The following is a 22,126-nucleotide window of genomic DNA, read 5'->3' as shown; positions in this document are numbered from 1 at the left end:
AAAAATTATAAACCATTAATGATGGCAGACAAGCAAACTCAAATGTACTCGGTCAGTTTAAGCAGAACGTGTAACATAGACGCAAAGTTAAACAATAATCGTCGTTCACTGCACATCAGGCGACAGCTGCCACATGGCCCGGAGTGCAACAAAATGATAAAACAGGGAATACGATGAAATTTACCGAAGATACCCGCGTCAAAATCCCCGTCCTGCTGCATTTGATAAGACTGGGTTACCGCTATCTGTCGCTCAAAACGCAAACGTGGGACAAAGAAACCAACATCTTCCCTGACATTTTCGCCACCGCGCTTGCCAGAATAAACCCCGGCACCGCGCCTGATGACATCGAACGCGTATTCAAAGACACAAAACTCCTGCTGGATAACGAAGACTTAGGCCGGGCCTTCTTTGAAAAGCTGAGCGACCGCTCCAACATCAAACTGATCGACTTCGAAAACTTTAACAACAACAGCTTCCACGTCGTCACTGAACTGACCTGCGAAAATGGCGACGAAGAATTTCGTCCTGACATCACCTTATTGATCAACGGGATGCCGCTGGTTTTTATTGAAGTAAAAAAACCGAACAACCGGGAAGGCATTCTGGCGGAACGGGAGCGTATCAATAAGCGCTTCCAGAACCCGAAATTCCGCCGCTTCGCCAACATCACCCAGTTTATGATCTTCTCCAATAACATGGAGTATGACGACAGCGATCCCGAGCCGCTTCAGGGCGCGTTCTATGCCAGCAGTTCCTACAGTAAACCCGAATTCAACTACTTTCGTGAAGAAGAACTCTTCAACCTTACCGCGTTGCTAAAACCGCTGACAGAAGATGAAGAGCTGAAGGTTCTGAAAGACAACAACCTTGAGGTTATCCGCACCAGCCCGGAATTTCAGACCAACAAAGACCATAACCGGCCGACAAATCGTATTTGCACCTCGTTGCTGAGCCGCGATCGGCTGGCATTTATCCTGCGTTATGCGCTGGCGTATGTGGCAGAGCCGGACGGCATCCAGAAACACATCATGCGCTACCCGCAACTGTTCGCCACCAAAGCGATAGAACGCAAACTCAACAATGACGTGAAAAAAGGCATCATTTGGCACACTCAGGGCAGCGGGAAAACGGCGCTGGCTTACTACAGCGTGCGTTTCCTGACCGACTATTTCCAGAAAAAGCAGGTGATCCCCAAGTTCTATTTCATTGTCGACCGGCTTGATTTACTCCAGCAGGCGCACCGGGAGTTTACCGCTCGTGGCCTGACCGTCCACCAGATCAACTCGCGCAGCGCCTTTGCTCGTGACATTAAAGCCACGCAGGTGATCCACAACCATCAGGGCAAACCGGAAATCACCGTCGTCAACATCCAGAAATTCAGGGATGAACCGGACGTCGTTTCGACCAAAGATTATGATGTCAGCATCCAGCGCGTCTACTTCCTCGATGAAGTCCACCGCAGCTACAACCCGAAAGGCAGCTTCCTGGCCAACTTAAGCCAGTCTGACACGCAGGCGATTAAAATCGGCCTGACGGGCACGCCGCTGCTGGGCACCGACTACAACTCCCGCGACCTGTTCGGCGACTACATTCACAAATACTACTACAACGCCTCCATTGCGGACGGTTACACCCTGCGCCTGATCCGTGAAGAGATCGCCACCAGCTACCGGATGACATTGCAACGGGCATTGCAGGACGCGGAAATTCAGGCGGGCGATGTGGATCGTAAACAGGTCTATGCGCACCCCAGCTTTGTGAAGCCGATGCTCGACTACATCATCACCGACTTTGCCAAAAGCCGCGGCGCGCTGAATGATGACACCATTGGCGGCATGGTGATCTGCGACAGCTCAGAGCAGGCGAAACAGATGCAGGCGCTGTTCAACGCGCACTACGCCGAAACGCCCGCCGTGACGGAAACGGAAGAAGTACACCCTATCGCGCACGCTGCTGAACCGGAGGTGGTTTACCTTGCCACAGCAAAGAAAAAGCAAAGCATCAAACGGGCTGCCCTCATCCTGCACGACGTGGGTACAAAGCAGGAGCGCAAAGACTGGGTGGACGCGTTTAAAGCGGGCAACATTGACCTGCTGTTTGTCTACAACATGCTGCTGACCGGTTTCGACGCCAAACGCCTGAAAAAGCTCTATCTGGGGCGGGTGATTAAAAAGCACAACCTGCTACAGGCGCTGACCCGCGTTAACCGTACTTACAAAGATTTCCGCTACGGCTATGTGGTGGACTTCGCCGACATCCGCCAGGAATTTGACGCCACCAACAAAGCCTACTTTGAAGAGCTGCAATCTGAGCTGGGCGATGAAATGGAGCATTACTCCCGGCTGTTTAAATCACGGGAAGAAATCCGCGAGGAAATCGAACAGATCAAAGATGCGCTGTTTGAGTTCAACACCCTGAATGCGGAAATTTTCGCCGACCAGATCAACCAGATTGACGACCGGCAAACCATGCTGGCGCTGAAGAATGCGCTGGCCAACGCCCGAAGCCTGTACAACCTGATCCGGCTTCAGGGTGACGTTGAATTCCTCCATGAACTGGATTTCAACAAACTTAACGTCCTGTACCGCGAAGCCAGCCGTCGTCTCGATTTACTCAACCTGAAGGCCGATCTGGAGCAGGGCGTGGATATCTCCGGCCTGCTGAACCGGGCGCTGGAAGAGGTGCTCTTTGAATTCCGCAAAGTGGGTGAAGAAGAGCTGGTGCTGGCCGACCAGTTGAAAGACACCCTGCGCCGCACCCGTGAAGCGCTGGCCAGCAACTTCGATCAACAGGACCCGCAGTTCCTTACCCTCAAGGAAGAGCTGGAGCGCCTGTTTAAGAAAAAGAAACTCAGCGAAGTCACCCAGCAAGAAATGGTTGCGAATATTGGCACACTCAATAAAATTCATGACCGCATCAAAGAGCTGAACCGCCAGAACGCCCTGCTGCGCGATAAGTATCGCGGCGACGTCAAATATGCCCGCACCCACAAGCGCCTGCGGGAACGCGGCAGCCTCAGCGAACCGGAGCGTAAAATCTTTGAAGCGCTGCTTGGCGTCAAGCAGGACGCCGATGAAAAAGTGCTGAACAACAGCCAGATCCTCAACAATGAAAACTACTTCGCCAACCAGATTGTCTCCTGCGTGCTCAGGCACTTTGAAGAGCAGCAGCACATCACCCTGAGCGCGAAGGCGGCGAAGGACATCAATCATCTGATTGTGGCTGAATACCTGAACGAATTTAATACCGGAGCACGCACGTGGTAGAACTGGAATTTAGAGACAAAACCAAGGCGCTGATCGACAGCCTGAAAAATATCTGCGCTCAGTACGGATTAGGGAATGATGCCAGCGAGTTCAAAATCATTACTCAGGCATTTCTCTACAAATTTCTGAATGACAAGTTCGCCTTTGAAGCGAAAAAAGTCGATAAATCCATCGACAAGGCAGACAGCTGGGAAGACGCTCTGACTCAGATGAGTGAAGAGCAACTGGATAAGTTACAGCTGAAAATGAGCGCGGATACGGCACATCTGAAACCACATCATTTCATCCGGTATTTGTTCAGCCGACAAAATGCCCCCGATTTCGCCAAGCTGTTCGACGATACGCTGAAAGATATCGCTATCACAAACAACGATGTTTTCGCTATCAAAACGAACGGCGGTGCAAAAGTTGTCTTGTTCGACCGTATCAGTGAGTCTATTACCGACGAATCAAAGCGCGATGACTTCTGCCGGGCGATTATCAACAAGCTGGTGGAATTCAGCTTCGAGCGCATTTTTAGCCAGAAATTCGACTTCTACGCCACCATCTTTGAATACCTGATCAAAGACTACAATAGCAACGCGGGCGGCAAATACGCCGAGTACTACACGCCGCACGCCGTGGCGCGTATCATGGCCGCGATTCTGGTGCCGGAAGCGCAGCGGGGCGTGGTGCGCGACGTCAGCTGCTACGACCCGTCCGCCGGTTCCGGTACGCTGCTGATGAACGTGGCCCACGCCATTGGCGAAGATCGTTGCAGCATCTTTACGCAGGACATCTCGCAAAAGTCCTCCAGCCTGCTGCGCCTGAACCTGATCCTCAACAATCTGGTGCACTCGATCCCGAACGTGATTCAGGGCAACACTATTCTGCACCCGTACCATAAAGACGGGCAGGAGCTGAAACGCTTTGACTACATTGTCTCCAACCCGCCGTTTAAGATGGATTTCAGCGATTTTCGTGACGATCTCGACACCAAAGAGAACCAGCAGCGTTTCTTTGCCGGGCTACCGAAAATCAAGGCCAAAGCGCGGGACAAGATGGAAATCTACCAGCTGTTCCTGCAACACATTATTTTCTCGCTGAAACCCGGCGGCAAAGCGGCGGTGGTGGTGCCGACCGGCTTTATTACCGCCCAGTCCGGCATTGATAAAGGCATTCGCGAACATCTGGTCAGTAATAAAATGCTGGCGGGCGTGGTCTCCATGCCGTCGAATATCTTCGCCACCACCGGGACCAACGTCTCGATCCTGTTTATCGACGCCAGCAACAAAGAGAAGGTGGTGCTGATCGACGCCTCGAATCTGGGTGAAAAGGTCAAAGACGGCAAAAACCAGAAAACGGTGCTGACCGAAGAAGAAGAGCAGCGCATCTGCGAAGTGTTTAACAATAAATGGACGGAAGACGACTTCTCGGTGGTGGTCTCTTATGATGAGATTGCGGCGAAGAATTATTCGTTCAGCGCCGGGCAGTATTTCGATGTAAAGATTGAGTATTCGGATATTACGCCGGAGCAGTTTGCCGCGAAGATGAAAGGGTTTACCGATAATCTGGAGAGTTTGTTTAGTCAGTCGCGTGAGCTGGAAGCGGAGATTAAGAAACAGCTGGCGGGGTTGAAGTATGAGTAATTGGCCTGTTGAGAAATTGAAAGGGAAAATCCATATAAAACATGGATTCCCATTTAAAGGCGAGTTTTTCTCAGATCAGGAATCTCCGTATATTGTGCTTACTCCAGGGAATTTCCATGAAGAAGGTGGCTTCAAAAGACAGCCTGGAAAAGAGAAATTTTACACTGGTGAAATTCCTGAGGGGTATGTGCATGAAAAAGGGGATTTGATTGTTGCAATGACAGAACAGGCTGTAGGCTTGCTTGGTAGTTGTGCGCGGGTTCCTGAATCTGGATTGTATTTGCATAATCAGCGATTAGGGTTAATAACAACGAATCCTAAATTATTGCTCAAAGATTATGTCTACTACCTTTTCAGAACACGCGCTGTTAGAGAGCAAATCAGGCTTACTTCATCTGGTTCAAAGGTAAAACATACCTCACCGGATAGAATTTATGATGTTAAAGCTTCGATTCCTGATGTAACTGTACAGCGAAAGATTGTTGGTTTTTTGGACTCAATTGAAGATAAAATCGACCTTAACAACCGCATCAACGCCGAACTGGAAGCCATGGCGAAAACGCTGTACGACTACTGGTTTGTACAATTTGACTTCCCCGATGCCAACGGAAAACCGTATAAAACTTCCGGTGGGAAGATGGTCTATAACGCCACGCTGAAACGGGAAATTCCGGTGGGTTGGACGTCTGGAACATTAGATGATTTAGGTCAGATTGTAGGTGGAAGTACCCCCTCAACGAGTGATCCTGAAAACTTTACTGCGAAAGGTATTCCGTGGATCACACCAAACGATCTTTCTGAAAATCAGGGAAATAAGTTTATTTCTCGTGGAGCATTAGATGTATCCGAAGAAGGTATAAAAAGTGCATCGCTGAAAAAATATCCGATGGGTACAGTGTTATTGAGTTCACGCGCGCCCATAGGTTATATGGCGATTGCAAAAAATGAAGTAACCACAAATCAGGGGTTTAAATCATTTATACCCTCGAAAGGATATTCATCAGAGTTTGTTTTTTATGCAGTGAAAAACAGCCTTCCCAATATTGTGAAAAATGCGTCGGGATCAACATTCAAAGAGGTTTCAGGCGCTGTTCTTAAAAAAATTGAAATTACGCTGCCGGGAATTTCCGTCGTGAACAAATATACGGAAACGGTTAATAACATCTTTTCCCGCCAGAGTAATCTGGAGCTGGAAAACCAGCGACTTGCCGAACTCCGCGACTGGCTCCTCCCCCTGTTAATGAACGGGCAGGTCACGATAAAATAATCTCCGAAGTAGTTTTGCGAGGCGGATTCCAGATTAACATTACGCCTTGCCGACCAGCGCAAAACCGCTTGCCGTCTGTCACCGATAGCAGTATCTTTCCCCGGCACCTGCAAATTCCGGTGCCGGGTTTAGCAGCCTGTCTAATCAGTGCGGACAGCCGCCGTCTTCCGTAGTGCGGTTTTTTTACGTCCGTAATTGCCCCGTATTATGGTGGGGCGTAACGGGGGAGCGTTCGCGCTCGCCGGTTTCACTGATTGCCGGTCTGCTAACCCTGTTACGTCTCACCACCCCGTTTAGCAGCGGTCTGGTGAGGTTTGCAAAACCTAATCAGTGAGGCTGCCACTATGGCTACGATCCCCATCCAGACACACCCGTTACTCACCGTTCCCTTCAATGCCGCCACGGATTTCACCGTCCTTGCCAGCCACTGCGAAAACTTCGCCGAAACCCTGATTGAAAGCAAAGATATCGCGTTAAAAATGGCGCTCTGCGGCAGACTCAACGCCGCTTTGACGCTGCTCCAGCCCACGCTGTTAGAACCCGTCCCGTCGCATCTTATTGAAAGCCTGACCGTTGATACCCTCCCCGCAAACGCCCCTCAGTTTGGGCCAGAATGTACCGAACTTTGCAGCTACTGCCTTGCCCTGACACAGACGCTGGCGGGGCAGGGATTTTCCTCGGAAACGGAGAAATTGCTTAGCTGGCTGTTGTATGACCTGATCAACTACTTCGCCGCGGAAATGAAAGCCCCGCGCTGGTTACGCACTACCGACGGTGTGAAGTTTATTGACGGGGTAGCGGCATGAGCATGATGCAACTGGACTGGCATCCCGCCGACATTATCGCGGCGCTGAAAAAACGCGGAACGTCGTTATCCGCCGTTTCCCGCAAATCTGGGCTGGCGTCCTCTACTTTAGCAAACGCGTTGATAAAACACTGGCCGAAGGGAGAAAGATTGATCGCGGAGGAGTTGGATGTTGCGCCGGAAAAAATCTGGCCTTCGCGCTATGCCCAGCCAGATAAGAGATAAGGATCCGAATTGTCGAATCCCCAAAAGCAAAAAACCAGCCCTAGGGCTGGTTTTTCTAAATAGTGGTGCCCGGACTCGGAATCGAACCAAGGACACGGGGATTTTCAATCCCATGAACAGAGTAGGTTGAAGGCATAAAGTCAATACAAACAGTACCCTGCAGTTTTACAGGTCAAATGGCCTTTATTCAAAAGCAAAGAACACCCAACAAAAACCTCATTCTTTCATATCTCAATTGCACTCGTAGGAACGGAGAAAAACCGGAGACAACCATTGTTTATTTATTGCAAACAGTCGGTTGTAAGAGTCAGTCACTCCTGAAATGCTTAAAAATACCGGAGGCCGACCGGAGCACGCATTTCGAATCCTACCCCCGTAGCCCCCCAACTTTCAGTAATTATTTTTTTCTAATCAACCTAAAAACAGGGGGGGGGCTAACAGTCCCATCGAAATTCAACGCCGTGAACGGCGTTTAATTAAGGCGGTCCACGGCGTCAAATTTCGCCAGGCCTGTTCGAATGCTTCAGCATCGAGCAGGTGTGGGGGCGGGCGGGGAGTTGTTGATGGGTATTAGCATTCACTTGATCGCCCATGCGCATTTTTCTTGACTACCTATTCGCAAATTACTTGGTCGTTTCCAATAGAAAACCGGGACAGAGCAACCCAAATTGACAGGCAGCTATGAGCGATATGCGGGCATTACTAGCAGCATTCTGTGTGAAACAACGGGGAGCAGTCACCGCTTCCCAACCCGTTATTTCAGTGTGCCGAACTGTGTGTTCTTCAGTGCATATAGTCGGTCGAACTCAGCATAGGCCTCTCCCGTTTCAGCTGCGTGCCGGGTTTTAGCGTCCAGAAGGTCGGGCAAAGGGATTCCATGACTCAGTGAGTGGTAAAGATCATACCCACTGACACAGATAACACGCTTTCCTTTACCAAAAGCTGTCAGACCTTCAGGCGTAAACCCCATCCAGCTGATAAAAACGCCTCGTGTCCAGGTTGCCTTGGTACTGAGCTTTCCTTCAAATACATGGAGATCAGCAGCCGACGTTCTTTTCTGATGCCACTTTGCCTCCATCAGGTAAAATTCGTCATTCAGTCGGAAACTTCCGTCAATCTGTTCGCCTGTATTTCGGAAAGACGAACGGGGAGCGAGCTTAAAGATACTGAACAGTTCAGCAAGCCAGGCTTCAAACCGAAAACCACGTGGATGTGGCGGCAGAGATTTCATCTCGTTCATTTCAGCGATAAGTGAAGGCCAGTCAACACCATGCCATGCCTGGACAGGCTTTACACCTTTGGCTTCATCGGTGTCAGCGTTTTCTAAGCGGGAAATCAGTGCAAGATAGTCATTACTGCTTTGTTCAGCCTGTTCAGGCATGGATTCCGTTTTATACTGCCAGAGAGCGCCAAGAACCCGCAGAGCGGTCTCACGATCAGCCTGTTTCAGCAAGCATCTAACTCGTTTGGCCTTTGACGTCCCCTCTTCCTGATAACGTTCATCATCAATATCAATATTTAGTTCTTCATCAAAAAAAGCAGACAAGGTGCGGTTAGAGAAATCCAGTATCCAGCCAGGATCGCTCTCAAACACGAGATTAAACAGCCTCAAATCCTGCATTTTCAGTTTCACGCCTACCTCCTTTTTTTCACAGTATAACTGTATGAAAGTGGAGGAGGAAATGAGTCAGCGTCTGTACACCAGCTTTAGCGTGTTCCGCTATTGGCAGAACGGGGCCAAACTAACTGAGCAGAAGGTGCGCTGTGAGCGAAAAGTGGACATCCATTTCAACCCTAAAATCGGCGCAGACTGGCAACCTCGCGGTCAACAAAAGCATGTAGCCACGCCGGGCCAGAATGAAAAATACTATCTTGCCGGAGCCTTACACAGCGGTACGGGAAAGGTAGTTGACGTCTAATACCTTAAAGCCACATATCGACGGGCAAAAACCATCACACTAATCGTGGATAACTATATCATCCATAAAAGCCGGGAAACGCAGCGCTGGCTAAAAGCGGATCCAAAGTTCAGTGTGATTTACCAGCCCGGTTATTCGCCGTGTGTGAACCACGTTGAGCGGTTATGGCAGGCGCTTCACGATACGATAACCCGCAATCATCAGTACCGTTCTATGTGGCAGCTTCTGAGAAAAGTTAACCACTTCATGGATACGGTCAATCCATTCCCTGGAGGGAAACATGGTCTGGCAAAAGTGTAGCGGTATTAAGCGCAGCTATTTAGTAATCTACATATTTTTACAAATTACAAACATATACTCACCACTATATAAGTCTCACGATTTGTGAATTAATTTCCTGCCGTATGTATTTAAAAATAATGAGATAATGAAAAATGATTTTGTTAAAATAAAAAACTGACGTAGTATTGTAATCAAGCAGTAGCGATTTAATTACCTGTATCACCTTTTATTTAATTGGAGTTATGTATGAATGTTTTTTTTAAACTAAGAAATACAAGTTCCTTACTAAATGGATTTCATGAACTTGAGAATCAGGAGCTTTTTTTCGCATCACCAGATGAGCTAAACGACCCTCAGGAAGGATTCTTAAATTTATTTTGGCAGGGAGATAAAATAGTCTGGAGAAATCTGTTAAGATATTACATATTTAACTTGACAAACTGCTTATTAAAAGCAAGCTGCTCAAGCAATGAAAGTTTACTGTCCTCTGATTTATTATTATTTAATTTTGATATAAACAATGGGATAGACCGTTCTTTCAGAAATACTTACGACGCATTAGAAAGCACTGTGTTCAGAATAAACGCCATTAATGAATTAATTACATGCCTTTCAGAAAAAAATAAAAAAATCCATCAAGACGAGCTTTTTTTCATCCTTAACAGCTTACATCTTTTAATTATAAAAGAGATCTGTATTGAATTAAATAAATTACAGCACAACACATTATTTGAAATAATCAGTAAAATGGATTGCTATACTCTAGATCCTAATTTTATCGATGCTATCTCTAGTGATTTTTTACCCACAATTGCAGCAATGCATAAAAACTCAGCATTAGAATCTAATCTAACAATTTTTGAAAACCAAACCAACATTGTATTTAAGAAAAACTATCATTATCTTTTGCAGTTTTTTGCTCAGGAGTTTGTTAATCAGTTGGGCCAATTAACCTACAATGATGTGTATATAACTTGCTTTACAAAAAATTATCCCGACTCCGATATGTGGGGTTATTATGGAGATAATCATAAAGGCTGCTGCTTGATATTTGAAACTACTACTCCCGAATATCTTGATTCCTATACACGGAACCCAGAAGATAACGTAATAAAGATTACACGAACAGGTGGAACGAAACCAATAGACATGAAAATTGAACCTGTTAATTATTCAGGCAATTACCCAGAGATAAACTTCTTCAATTCTGTAGGAAATATCCAGCGTGGCATTTATCAAAACTGCTGGTTAAGTGATGGTGAAGAACGAAGCCATTATTATGATCATCGCTATGTTAATCATCATAGGTGGCTCGACGAATACAATCACAACATGCATTCATTTTTTTTCTGCAAGACAGAACATTGGAGTAAAGAAAATGAAGCCAGGGCAATTATAACAACTTTCTCTGGCGAAAATGATATCGCTAATAGAAAAGTACGATATGAATTCCAGTTTCTTAAGGGTATAGTTTTTGGCATTAAGACGTCGTACTCTGACAAATGTGAGATTGTTAATATATTGGTAAATAAATGCGATAAATACCATATTTTCGACTTTAAATTCTACCAGGCATTTTATAATCACAAGGAGAATAAAATGGATAAAGTTGAGATTGACATTAAACATCGCCGATAAATTTATTGTATAGTTTTAAGCATAGTCTGACAGTTACTTTTCCTACAAGAAAACCTGTCAGATTATCCCCCGACAGATCAATTAAGTATAATTACTGTTCTATATATTTTCTCTCTCATTCCCTTTGTAACTTTACCATTTCCCTCCTGACGCCGATATCACACGCTAATCGCGCCACCTTCCACTGGCGAGCTTTTGGACGTTCATTCGTACGGGCCGATTATTGCTCTTTAAAAAGATGAGTCGTGATGTCACGCAACCACAATTCAGGGTGCCGATAAATTGTAAGTATCCCGCCTGACCGAACCGTTCACGTTTAGAGAGTCTCTGACACTCCAACTTCCGCTCCTGGCACAGAACGGCTGTTCAGCTACATTCGCTCTTGTTCCCAGGCTCCTCGGGGGAGCAATGATAATTTTGCTGGATATGCTCAGGTAATTTGCGAACGGCGGTCAAGTAAAATGCGAATGGCTAGCCAAGTCAGATGCAATTTTGCAGTTGAATCAATCGCTGTCGAAACCTGTTTTGCCAAGGAAGACCAAGGGAAAATCTAAATCCGTGAAAAAGTACAACAACTATATAGGGGACATTTTCGTCTCTTTTGTTTTCATGGAGAACTCAATGAGTAAAAAGTTTAAATTTACCGAAGCTAAAATCAGGAGCCTTCCGTCTCACTCACCAGAGTCAGCCTCAAGAGAAGCCGAGTACTCTGATACTGAGGTTACGGGATTTCGTATCAATGTGAGTAAGTCGGGTAGAAAATTTTTTAGCCTGCGCTTTACGCACAATGGGAAGAAAAAAGCATTGCGCCTTGGCGAGTACCCTCAACTTAGCCTGAGTCAGGCTCGCCAGGATGCGTTGAAAATCAAAAAGCAGTATGACGGGGGACCGGAGGTCGTCACGGACGACGAACTAACATTAAGTCGCTTTGTTCACGAGAATTATCTGCCATGGGCTTATTGCAATAAAGCCAGTGCCGATAAAGACGAACAAAAGCTTCGTCTGTCCATCTTACCAGCCTACGGCGAACTACCTCTGGTAAAGATAACGAATCAGCAGATCCAGAGTTATCTGGATAATCTGTTACCGAAGCATCAGCCTTCAACCATAAATCGTCATCGTTCTCTGTGGTCCGGTATATATCGGCGTGCCATTGATTGGGGCTATTGCAAGGATAATCCTGTTAAACGTATCAAACCTAAAAAAGAGAACAATATAAAAACAGAGTTCCTATCTAAAGATAATATTATCAAATTGCTGGAGTCCGCACGTAAGGACAGCAATATTGTTGCTGCTTCGTTAATTAAATTTTTGGTACTTACGGGTGTAAGAAAATCAGAAGCATTATCAGCTCAGTGGAAATTCATTAATTTTGATGAGAAATCATGGAAAATACCTGTAACAAAATCAGGAAGATCACGGCAGATACAGCTATCCGATCAGGCAGTTAGTTTGTTATACGATATAAAATGCAAATCTCGATCTCGGTATGTTTTTCCTGGTAAGAATGACAGTCAGCCACTAAATAACCCACAGAAAGCATTTAAACGAATGCTAACAGCCGCCGGATTATCTTCCACATGGCGAATTCATGACTTACGCCATTTTACTGCCAGTGCTGCAATATCGGGTGGTGCCACATTGTATGAAGTTCAGCATCTTCTTGGACATGCATCCCATGTAACAACACAGCGTTATGCACATCTTTGCGATGAGCGATTAAGAGAGATAACCCAACAAGTTGCATCCTGTATCATTCCTGTTCCTTTATGTGGGTAACCGTCATCGTTGGATTACAATAGCACCATATCTTCCCTGGAAAAAAAATGGAAAAAACAACTGTAATTAATAGGCCTGATTTGCCTTTTTATACAATAAATTCAGATGGTTTACATCTATCTGAATACAGCAAGACAATATCTTCATACTATAATAGTCATTACTTAACATATATTGAGGCCCCAACCGGGGTTGGTAAAACAACGTACATAACTAAATGTGTTACCAGCGTCAGAACGCCAGTTGTACTTCTGCTACCTACCGTCGCTCAAGTGGTACAGATGGAATCATTACTGAAAAACTCACAATTCAGAGCGTGTTTTGCCAGTGGCGGCAATGGGATTGATACTGAGGCCATTCTGATTGTCGCGACTTACGATAAGCTGCCACTTTTGTTAAGTAAACCCATGGCTAAGAAAATAAAAAAGGCAATATTGGTAATTGATGAGTGTCATAAAATATATACGGCGGGTGATTACAGACCCAAAGCCGTACAGACAATTATCGATTGTATAAAAGGTCGAAAATTCAAAAAAGTTATCGGGCTATCTGCAACTTACAATAATGATGCTATAACTATTTTCTCGGGGAAATGCCTGAAGCTAACAGTTGATGACTGGTGTAAGATCCAGTTTATAACACCTGATATAAGTAGGGCGTGTACTATCTGTCGTTATCCGGATGGCTTAAGTAAAACACTTTTTTCAAATCTGAAAAATATTCATGATAAATATAAAAAACTCATGATGGTAAGGTTAAACAATAAAAAAGAGTTAGAGTTACTGAGTGAGTATTTAATATTGAATGGTAAGCAGGTTATTTCCGTTTATCAGGAGCGGCAAAGGGATATTTGTATCGTTGATATGCTTAAAAATCAAAAGGTCCCTTTGGGTATCGATTTTTTGTTAACAACATCGTTACTGGATGAAGGTATTAACCTCAATAATGAAGAGGTCCATTCTGTCCATATGGTTGGGATGGATGCTCATGTTGATGAAATGGCACAATGTATTGGCCGATTTCGTAAGACAATTCCGGAGGTGTGGTATCACCTGGGGCCAGATATCACTGATGATAAAGATAGTGATATATTTTGCTGGGAGGACGAGGTGGGTGACAGTACTACATTTCTTAACGATTTACTTAATATGCTCCAGAGATATCGATACTGGCGAGGTCGCTCAGATGCTCAGGTCGTCAAAGAACTGAATGCGATGGCAAAGACGTTATCTATGGGTAATCCCTATTATCTTGATGATGAAATGAAACTCTGTTTGTCTGAAGGCGCTGCTTACGCCCACACATTCAAGCTTGAGAAAAAACATCAGTATCGTACGACAGCATCATTATGCGCTGCCATAGGCAAGCGATTCCCTCAATGGAAATTCAAGAAAATAAACCCATCTGTAACACTTGAAAAAATAAACAAAGGGCCGTTAGTTGAATTAGCCGCAAGTAAAAGAAAGGGCGTAATTGAAGAAATAAAAAGCAGGTTGGTGAAGATTTTACCCAAAGAGTATCGGAGAGGATTACATGACTGGGATGCCCCCCGTGAAGTAGTTGCTGAGGCTTTCAATACGCTGTGTGAAGATATGGAGAATAATAAAACGGTACTGGCTGCAACAATTAAAACAGCAGAGTACCTTAGTCATGCTGTTCTAGATGATCCTTCAATGAAAAAGATATTCTATGTTTTAGAAGAAGATAAGGTTTCTCATGTTTTAACATTCCATGAAATGCTGAATAACCCTCTTTACCGTTCGTTGTATAAACGGCTCACTGTAAAAGCTGTAGATGGGTGGGCGCGCGTGAAACGTAATGCAGCGCCGGGTATAGTCGGGCAGGCTTTGCTACGCGCCAGTCGGGATACAGGGATGGAGAGTTACCTTAAAAAAATATGCTCCCCGGCATGTTATCAGATGCTTCGGAGTAAGGGCCAGGTAACCGCTAACATGGCTGCAAGGATGTTACAAAAGATAGGGAAAAGAAAGGATACCGATGGCTATTTTCATGTTCAGATAGATGCCCCCTTTGGCCTGAAATTTAGAACGTTTGAATATTATTTTGGTGAGCAAACTTCAGGGCTTAACCCATGGGGTAGTTTAGATGCGTGTGAATTTGATGAGACGGATATCATACATATGAGTAAATCTGTTACTGGAAAGCAATGCGGGCCAGGATGCCACACTAGTTTAAGAGCAAAACGCCTTACTCTGAGTCAGGTGATGGGGGACGAAGATTGAACATCATTGACCAGGTTCTGTATAAATGGGTAATCTCCGGCTTTCACTTTCATATAACTTGAAAAATTCCCTCTGAATTCCGAGGTGTATATTAATTGAACCTATAATTCCTTTTATTGTTTTTTAATATTGGTCAGCCATCATAAATCTCGCATGTCATTTTAGCTGGCCAGTTTTAATTTAAAGAGGTGGGGTACAGTCTGAGCGTAAATTAGTTTATACATCTGAAAAGCTGACGACTCGGTTTATGTTTTTCATTCGGGTAGAATCGCATTGCGGATTCACAAAGAGATGAAACCTGCTTGGCTATGTTTTTACCGAAGTTAACAAGGAGACCGTGCTTTATCTTTTCACCGTCAGTCCTGATACTGATGATGAAACTGAACTGATATACGGTTATGTCAGTCAGGTCATTGCCAAACGTTACGCTGGCAGCCTTGTTTATTTCACTTTCATAATATATCAGGTCAGTGTTAAGTCTTGCTGTTGTATCAACAAGTGCATATTCTTTTACGATAATCATAACTTACTCACTTTTCATGTTAATGTGATTTAATCATCACTAATAATATGTTGTGATTTTAATTGCGATTATTCATCTTTTTGCTCCCGTAATGTATTATCTGATGAATAATGTTCATGTGGGGTAATGCTTCCATAAAATCAGACTGTTCAATCAGCGAAATGAGCGCGTTATCGATTTCAAACGTTGTATCCGGTAATACCTCAACCAGCCTGATTCGGGACAGGGAGAGAACGAACACGCCCGATAAAGCACATCCGGCAAGATACCACTCTGCATGGCTGCAAAGCAGGCGATAGGGATGAACGGTATGGCTGACGTTTTCGTCGGTTCTGATACGCACCTGCGTCTGGTTAATTATAGCGAGCGTCAATCTGCTGAAATCACCGAACAGTGTGGGTTTCTGACGCGGCTCCGGTAGCATAATCCTGAAGGGTGAAGGGTACTCCCCGTCAAGCAGAAGGCTCAGTAGTTTGGCATCCATCGCGGGTAACAGACGGTCAAGATGCAGCAACCTCGCCAGTATCTTCATATCCCGTTCCGTGCGGCGACGAAAGTAATGAGAGGCGAGCTGATACACGCCGTTTGCCTGTTCAATATCAAGATACGTGAGGCGGACATTGAAATCCCGCCGCAGCGTTCGCGTTGTCACCCCGAATTCTTCTGCCAGCGTCCCGATATGCAGCTTTTCTCCCTGAAATAAACGACTCAGGATGATGGAAAGGCGGGTTGCCAGTGTGTCATGTTCGTTTTCTTGTGTTATCAGCGTCATACATCGTTCCCGAATTTTGCCGGGAAATGATGCCAGCAGTAGCGGACAGGATTTGTCCGCCCTCTGAAGTTTTTTTAAAGCCTGAAAACCTGAAATGTAAGTGCTAAACGTCAGTATTCTCAGGTGAATAAAGATGCTTCTGGCGCATGTAGGCAATAAAAATGCAGGATGGTAACGTCACCCGGTATGCCGGACCGGCTAAATCTATCAACAGCCAGAGAGAACTGAGCACCCAGCCTACGGGACCGGCAAAAGCGCCCATGGTGCGTGTTAGCATGGCATTTCCTGCAACGGTCAGCCCTCTGCCTAACAAGGCTTTCGCCACGCCATTCGTTACAACAAGTGCCATCTGATAGGCCGCAAACCCGGATGTTTTTATCCCCGCCTGTATTGCCATGGTCAGCAGCTCCGGTGTGGGATTGCTGTAGCCTGTCTGCAATTCTTCCGCCACAGTCTTTAGCTGGTCGGGCGTCATCTTCTCAAGGCTTTTCTCCAGAATCTTCATCAGCAGATTCATTTCAATCGTCTCGACGCTGGATTTGTTGTTGTAATTCACCTTCATTTTATCGCAGGCATCGGTGAGAATTTCCCGGTACAGCACCCCTTTACCCCAGCGGAGCAGCGTGGCAAAGCTGTTCGCCCCAAACGTCTGAACCTCGGCGGCAATGGCATCCCAGTAGCGTGGATGGTTGGGTTTGTGTTTTTTATACTGAGGATCGTAAGTCAGCGTTTCCGTGATGCGTGCCAGCCCGTCTTTCGGATCGGAGATAAGCACAGAAACCAGTAAATCCAGATCGTCACGATGGCAGTGGCGCAGAAACTCAAGGTCAGGGTCGTGTCGGTAGGTAGCCATATTTCACCTCATAGCGGACATTGGACCTGACAGTTTAAGGACGTCCCCGGACAGGGCGTGCCCGCCTGAAAAAGAAAAAAGTAAAAAAACCTGCCCGAAAGCAGGTTTCTGCTCACCGGATTTCGCGAACCGGTTACTTTTTGCGCCATTCCTTTTCCACTTTATCCGCGAAGGCATCGCACTGCCGGGCATATTCCGGGTTGTAGAGCAACTCCGACTGCGAAAGCTGCATGGCGGTCATGCTGCCGTTACGGGCATTTGATTCGAGCCAGGTTCTGCCATAGGTTTTGTTCATCACCTGAAGTACCCGGTTGAATACCGGTCCGTTGAAGCGGGCATTGAGATTAACGCCTTTTACCTGAAGTCCACCGTCGCTGGCCTGGGTCAGGCGGGTGGAGTACATCGCGCAGAAGGTCGAATTGGTAATCATCTGAGCGTCGGCCTGCTCGTCGGCAAGCGCACTGTGGCTGAAGGCGGAAAGCAGAATGGTAGCGGTTAGTAGTTTAAAAATTTTCATCATGTTCCCTTATAGATTGAAAAGCGAAGACAGCCTGCCATACGGGGTGGTCAGGAGATGTCCGGCAGAGAAAAAAGTCATGGTTTTAGAGAAGAAGAGAGTCGCCAGAGGTGAGGGCCAGCGGATTCCAGCACAAAGGCCAGATGGGTGAGGTCCCGTCTTGCCGTACGGGGAGACACGTCAAACTGTCGGATAATGTAGCGAACAGATATTGTCTGACCGTAAAACAGGGCCATGGTCAGCCGGATAAGCCGTTCTCCCTGTCCAGTAGCGTGTTTCCTGCGACGATAAACTTTCATCGTTGCCATACGCGCCATCGGTCCCCTTTCTGAAATGTATCGAGGTGCCTGGCAAGCCAGATATCAGGGCATGAATTGCCGGTAACGCAGCGGGCAGTAAACCGGTGGCAGTTAAAGTCCAGCAGGCTGTAGGGATAGCGCTGACCCACCGCCGCCATTGCCCTTTCAGCGGCCTGAGCACAACCCTGCGGAGTTAAATCCATACAGTCGGTATACACCGAGATAGCGGAGTTCCAGCCATCGAGCCGGTCAAGAAATTCGCTGGCCTGACTTCTGATAACGATGCCGTCGCCATCAAGATGAATTATGTCACCGTTACCCACATAGATACCGCTGTGTGCGGCAAGGCCAAAAAGCAGTTCGCACTGCACGATACCGCCGTAAGCTGGTTCATCGACGCAGGACAGAATGCAGTTATCGATAAATGAATCCACGAAGTTAAGCAGCAGAAGCCGGTACATAACATTCAGTTCCTTTCTACGGGGGAGAGGGGGGATACGGGGGCAGCGCAGAGAATACTCAGCTTTCCCACAACGTACGGACCGTGAAAACCCCCATATCGTGGTAAGCCATAAAGTTACTTTCCCATAGCGACCAGAACTCACGGGCGTCGACATGAGAGATATCGCCACAGCGGGAAAGCCACGTATATTGTTGTGTCCAGCTCACATCGACATCTTTTTCAAGCTCAGGCCATGGATGCCCTGCATAGTGAAAATCGGTGACGTAATCGAGCTGCCAGTCTTCTCCGGCAGGGATGAGGCGTATTTCGACCGGATGCCAGCCACCCGTTTCCGGTGAGTATTCAGGGTCACGAAAGTTAATGGTTAATCGGGTGATGGGGTGACGATGAGGCGGTTTTTGCGCGACGATATCCAGAAGCATTTGGGTGAATGACCGGGAGAGAGGCAGCACATAGCCGCCCTGCAATATTGCGGGTGATGACATAGTGAATTTCCTGATTTTTGGTTAACGGAACACAGAAAAAGTGGGGGGTTAGTCCTGGCTGAGCGCAGTAAGCTGTGTCATACGATGCTGCCAGTCGGCATAACAACGGTGCATAAAGAGTCTGCTGCTGTCCGCTTCGATAAGGCAGATATCCGGGCTTCTGAGTACAGCGGCAAGAAACCCGGCGTTGTTGGTGCTGCCCTGACCAAACAGCGGTCGAAACACACGCGACGGGAAGCTGTTCTGCTGCTGTTCCAGAATGACGTGAATCGCATCAAGCGTTATCCATTCGCGGGAGAACAGGCCCCCTTCGCCATTGGCGATTAGGCGCAGGGCAAGGCTTCCGGTTGCATCCTCTTTACCCAGCTCATACGCCAGCAGCCCCTTACTATGGAGGCTGATTTTCTCGGCTTCCCCCCTGTAGAACACGGTATAGCTTTCGGTGACAGCGGCTTCGGTAGCGACTTTTTTCTTACTCATGGTTCAGCGCCTTAATCAGATTCTGTAGCTGTGTGATAACGGTCGTTTCCGGGAACACCAGATAGATACCCTGACCGTTATCGCAGACGATACCGAGCAGGAGATACCAGCCATCATCAAGTGCGGTGACGTATTCAGGATTAGCTAGTACTACTGCCAGCAGCGGATCTTCGGGTAGCGTGTCATCGTGGTTGAGATGCCAGAGCAGGGTTCCCGTTTCGTTCCAGAAGGCGGTAAACAGGTTGATATCATCGACAGGTCCAAGGATTTCATTGCTGAGAGCTTCCAGCGCGGAGGTAGGCAGGTTGAGAAGGGGAAGACTGTTGGGGGTCGTAAGTTTAAACATGATTATCTCCATAAACAATTGATTCATATTGATAATATGTTTTTGAATGAGTCTCAGTTACATTTTTCGTGTGTTATTATTTTCCTGGTGTTTATGGGTTTAAATTTAGTGGTTGGTTGGCATCAAATCCTTATTTTTATTTGATTGTCAGCATTTCATAAAAAATTATCATGTGCTGTTTTAACTGAAAATGAGAAAAAGCTTGTGCATAATTGCTATTGATTTTCTTACTTATTTTCTCGATTACAAAACGTTTTAAATAGTTCAAAAAACAATCAACACCCCGTAGTCGATATTATTTATGGGTAGAAACGACGTTCAGGCCTGAAAGTGGGGGAGTGGTACTTTCAGAAGATTAAGGGGGCAAACAGTCCTCTTTAACGCGTGTTTTTCTCCCTAAAATGTCAGAGCCGGTGATTTGCGTTTCAGCATTTCTGCCAATACCATTGGCCTTAGCGTTTAAAACATTATCCATATGTAGCTAATGTATTTATTTTGAATATATTTTATTTCTGATTAAATTAACAGAAGGGGAACCCCATGACTGAATTCTATGAATTAAATGAAATTTACACCTTCCCAGGTGCTATTACAGGCTGTGAAACTATTCGCCTACCATTTACGCCTTATGGTCTTAATATGACGCAGGCTCAATGCGATTTCTATGGTACCTGTCGGGAAGTGACCGATGGTGAGTTTCCTGAATTAAAGGCAATGATTAACCGAAATGAAAAGATTCGTTTCTTTGCCAGCTATATTTTTAAAGGTAACGTTCGTTATGATTATCTTGGCGAATTTCCAACACTATCAATCGCTCAGGCTCGTAATAAAGCCCGATATATTGCCAGCAGCAATGAGGATGAAGCTACTTATGCCGATCTCCCATTTTGATTGAAGACTGAACAGTAAAAAAAGCAGGGGCATTTGCCTCTGCTTTTCTGTTATCACAAGGAAGGTAACTGAGCCGTGATTCGCTCAGCCAGAAGCTGACTGGTATTCTGTAAACGCTGAGGATGAAGATGCGCATATCGCTGTGATGACTGACTACTGCGATGTCCTAACTGAGCCTGAACGTCATACAGTGTACCGCCGTAGGACACGATGAGCGCGGCAACCGAATGGCGACAGGTATGAATACACACTTCTTTGTCGAAAATCCCCGCCCGACGCACGATACGCTGAAAGGCTTTAACCGGATTATTCAGCGGCATTCCCGGTTTTTTACCGATAAACAACCACAGATTCCCCCGTTGCGTAGGCAGCGCTCTGATAACGTCCATAGCCAGTGAGTTAAGGTGAACAACACGGCCATAACCATTCTTTGTTTCCGGAAGCCATAAGGTGCGTTTGATGGGGTCAACGTGCTCCCATTTTGCCAGACGCAGCTCATCACGACGAAGGCCAGTCAGTAGCAGCAGTTTGACATAGCGGGCAGCGACGGGGCTGGTATCGTTATCGGCGGAGAGGAAAATACGACGAATCTCATCCTCGGTGAAATAGCGCTGCCGGGCGTTGTTTTCCCTGAGAAGCTGTACCACCCTTGCCGGATGAACAGAGGTAATGCTTTGTCGTCCGGCCCAGGTAAACACCGCTTTAATTAGTACGATGATGCGATTACAGGTGGCTGCTGACAGTGAAGTGCTTAACGTCTGCTGGAGGCGGAGAATCCTGGCTGGTGTGATATCACTCAGTAGCATTAGACCTAAGGCGGGACGGATATGATCCCGGTAGCGCTGGAAATCCTTTCCCCAGCTACGTTTAGCAGATTTTGCCCATACCAGATAATGCTGGTTAAAGAGCTCATCGAATGTCATTTCTTGTCTCTTGTTTTCACGTTCCTGCTTAGGGTCAGTTCCGGTGGCAAGTGAGCGTTTATGCTCCATGGAAATCTTACGGGCTAAGGTGACGTCCACCTCAGGCCAGTGACCAATAGCTATGGCGCGTTTTCGCCCATGATAGAGGTAGCGTAGCAAAAATTTTTTACGTCCTTCCCCTTTGCTGACCAGACACTTCAGGCCAGAAATTTCGGTATCGCTGTATTCGGCATCGGTGCTGCGTGAATCTGATGTGTTAGGGGGCAGGGATTTAATGAGCTGATTAGTAAAACGGAAGCGTTTCGGGCTGGACATATTACCTCCTGTTACTGGTGTAAAGAACGTCAGGATTGACCCAATCCCGCACAGTATATTTACTGTTAGCAGCAACCTGCTCTATCTACACCACAAGTCTGGTGATGATGTAGTCACAGGTTAAGGAATTGTGGATATAAGAAGAATAAAGAGGGTTACGTTCGACTTTTGGTTCGAGAGAGAGAAATACAACTGTGGATAGGG

General features: G+C 46.4%; 20 protein-coding genes and 1 pseudogene. 10 read left to right on the top strand and 11 right to left on the bottom strand.

Annotation, left to right across the window (positions count from 1 at the left end):
- The first annotated feature begins 173 nt into the window (after nucleotides 1-173).
- The 5 genes from OGX91_RS17570 to OGX91_RS17550 all read left to right on the top strand — a co-directional run bounded on the left by OGX91_RS17570 (nucleotide 174) and on the right by OGX91_RS17550 (nucleotide 7,194).
- Nucleotides 174-3,269 carry a type I restriction endonuclease subunit R gene (locus OGX91_RS17570; protein ID WP_286627015.1) on the top strand — a complete coding sequence of 1,032 codons (3,096 nt, stop codon included), beginning with the start codon at nucleotides 174-176 and terminating at the stop codon, nucleotides 3,267-3,269.
- Nucleotides 3,263-4,897, top strand: coding sequence for an HsdM family class I SAM-dependent methyltransferase (locus tag OGX91_RS17565; RefSeq protein ID WP_199947128.1), 1,635 nt, complete (start codon nucleotides 3,263-3,265; stop codon nucleotides 4,895-4,897). The genes OGX91_RS17570 and OGX91_RS17565 overlap by 7 nt, the downstream gene beginning before the upstream one ends.
- A complete protein-coding gene (locus tag OGX91_RS17560; RefSeq protein WP_199947127.1) occupies nucleotides 4,890-6,164 on the top strand; it encodes a restriction endonuclease subunit S in 1,275 nt (424 codons plus the stop codon). The genes OGX91_RS17565 and OGX91_RS17560 overlap by 8 nt, the downstream gene beginning before the upstream one ends.
- A 344-nt stretch (nucleotides 6,165-6,508) precedes the next feature.
- On the top strand, nucleotides 6,509-6,970 hold the full coding sequence (locus tag OGX91_RS17555) for a hypothetical protein (RefSeq protein WP_188231905.1): 462 nt from the start codon (nucleotides 6,509-6,511) through the stop codon (nucleotides 6,968-6,970).
- Nucleotides 6,971-6,972: 2 nt separating this feature from the next.
- Entirely contained in the window at nucleotides 6,973-7,194 is a 222-nt protein-coding gene (locus OGX91_RS17550) for a helix-turn-helix domain-containing protein (protein WP_040229952.1), read from the top strand.
- A 754-nt stretch (nucleotides 7,195-7,948) separates the two neighbouring features.
- Here the strand turns inward: OGX91_RS17550 and OGX91_RS17545 are convergent.
- Nucleotides 7,949-8,827, bottom strand: coding sequence for a restriction endonuclease (locus tag OGX91_RS17545; protein ID WP_048797430.1), 879 nt, complete (start codon nucleotides 8,825-8,827; stop codon nucleotides 7,949-7,951).
- Nucleotides 8,828-8,942: 115 nt separating this feature from the next.
- On the opposite strand from OGX91_RS17545, the pseudogene OGX91_RS17540 reads away from it, so the two are divergent.
- The 4 genes and pseudogenes from OGX91_RS17540 to OGX91_RS17525 form a co-directional block, all read left to right on the top strand.
- Nucleotides 8,943-9,413: pseudogene (locus OGX91_RS17540) on the top strand (transposase); the annotation flags it as partial.
- Between the two features lie 228 nt (nucleotides 9,414-9,641).
- Nucleotides 9,642-11,033, top strand: a complete 1,392-nt coding sequence (locus OGX91_RS17535; RefSeq protein ID WP_199947126.1) for a DUF2971 domain-containing protein — start codon at nucleotides 9,642-9,644, stop codon at nucleotides 11,031-11,033.
- A gap of 621 nt (nucleotides 11,034-11,654) precedes the next feature.
- Nucleotides 11,655-12,812 carry a site-specific integrase gene (locus tag OGX91_RS17530; RefSeq protein WP_199947125.1) on the top strand — a complete coding sequence of 386 codons (1,158 nt, stop codon included), beginning with the start codon at nucleotides 11,655-11,657 and terminating at the stop codon, nucleotides 12,810-12,812.
- A gap of 47 nt (nucleotides 12,813-12,859) precedes the next feature.
- Nucleotides 12,860-15,055 (top strand): DEAD/DEAH box helicase, encoded by a 2,196-nt coding sequence (locus tag OGX91_RS17525; protein ID WP_286627009.1) that lies wholly within the window; start codon nucleotides 12,860-12,862, stop codon nucleotides 15,053-15,055.
- A 211-nt stretch (nucleotides 15,056-15,266) separates the two neighbouring features.
- Here the strand turns inward: OGX91_RS17525 and OGX91_RS17520 are convergent, their stop codons facing one another.
- The 9 genes from OGX91_RS17520 to OGX91_RS17485 form a co-directional block, all read right to left on the bottom strand.
- Nucleotides 15,267-15,578 (bottom strand): hypothetical protein, encoded by a 312-nt coding sequence (locus tag OGX91_RS17520; RefSeq protein ID WP_199947123.1) that lies wholly within the window; start codon nucleotides 15,576-15,578, stop codon nucleotides 15,267-15,269.
- A 58-nt stretch (nucleotides 15,579-15,636) separates the two neighbouring features.
- Nucleotides 15,637-16,350, bottom strand: coding sequence for a helix-turn-helix transcriptional regulator (locus OGX91_RS17515; protein ID WP_199947122.1), 714 nt, complete (start codon nucleotides 16,348-16,350; stop codon nucleotides 15,637-15,639).
- Nucleotides 16,351-16,453: 103 nt separating this feature from the next.
- Complete coding sequence (locus OGX91_RS17510) at nucleotides 16,454-17,203, bottom strand: YaaW family protein (protein ID WP_286627006.1); 750 nt, start codon at nucleotides 17,201-17,203, stop codon at nucleotides 16,454-16,456.
- 133 nt (nucleotides 17,204-17,336) lie between these two features.
- The gene (locus OGX91_RS17505) at nucleotides 17,337-17,723 is read right to left on the bottom strand and encodes a hypothetical protein (protein ID WP_233614565.1); all 387 of its coding nucleotides are present in this window, start codon (nucleotides 17,721-17,723) and stop codon (nucleotides 17,337-17,339) included.
- Between the two features lie 74 nt (nucleotides 17,724-17,797).
- A complete protein-coding gene (locus tag OGX91_RS24100; protein WP_353622681.1) occupies nucleotides 17,798-17,956 on the bottom strand; it encodes a DeoR family transcriptional regulator in 159 nt (52 codons plus the stop codon).
- Between the two features lie 59 nt (nucleotides 17,957-18,015).
- Entirely contained in the window at nucleotides 18,016-18,480 is a 465-nt protein-coding gene (locus tag OGX91_RS17500) for a lecithin retinol acyltransferase family protein (protein WP_199947119.1), read from the bottom strand.
- 58 nt (nucleotides 18,481-18,538) lie between these two features.
- Nucleotides 18,539-18,967 carry a DUF2787 family protein gene (locus OGX91_RS17495; RefSeq protein WP_199947118.1) on the bottom strand — a complete coding sequence of 143 codons (429 nt, stop codon included), beginning with the start codon at nucleotides 18,965-18,967 and terminating at the stop codon, nucleotides 18,539-18,541.
- Nucleotides 18,968-19,015: 48 nt separating this feature from the next.
- Nucleotides 19,016-19,447, bottom strand: coding sequence for a hypothetical protein (locus OGX91_RS17490; RefSeq protein WP_199947117.1), 432 nt, complete (start codon nucleotides 19,445-19,447; stop codon nucleotides 19,016-19,018).
- Complete coding sequence (locus tag OGX91_RS17485) at nucleotides 19,440-19,793, bottom strand: hypothetical protein (protein WP_199947116.1); 354 nt, start codon at nucleotides 19,791-19,793, stop codon at nucleotides 19,440-19,442. The genes OGX91_RS17490 and OGX91_RS17485 overlap by 8 nt, the downstream gene beginning before the upstream one ends.
- A 540-nt stretch (nucleotides 19,794-20,333) precedes the next feature.
- Here OGX91_RS17485 and OGX91_RS17480 point away from each other — a divergent pair.
- A complete protein-coding gene (locus OGX91_RS17480) occupies nucleotides 20,334-20,684 on the top strand; it encodes a DUF4102 domain-containing protein (RefSeq protein ID WP_115626280.1) in 351 nt (116 codons plus the stop codon).
- Nucleotides 20,685-20,737: 53 nt separating this feature from the next.
- Here the strand turns inward: OGX91_RS17480 and OGX91_RS17475 are convergent, their stop codons facing one another.
- A complete protein-coding gene (locus OGX91_RS17475; protein WP_199947115.1) occupies nucleotides 20,738-21,922 on the bottom strand; it encodes a site-specific integrase in 1,185 nt (394 codons plus the stop codon).
- Nucleotides 21,923-22,126 lie beyond the last annotated feature (204 nt).

This window comes from Citrobacter sp. Cpa228, from assembly GCF_030333085.1.
In the GTDB taxonomy this organism is placed as follows: domain Bacteria; phylum Pseudomonadota; class Gammaproteobacteria; order Enterobacterales; family Enterobacteriaceae; genus Citrobacter; species Citrobacter pasteurii.
Note: the sequence above shows the minus strand (reverse complement) of the source record. Positions and strands in the feature narration are given on the sequence as shown.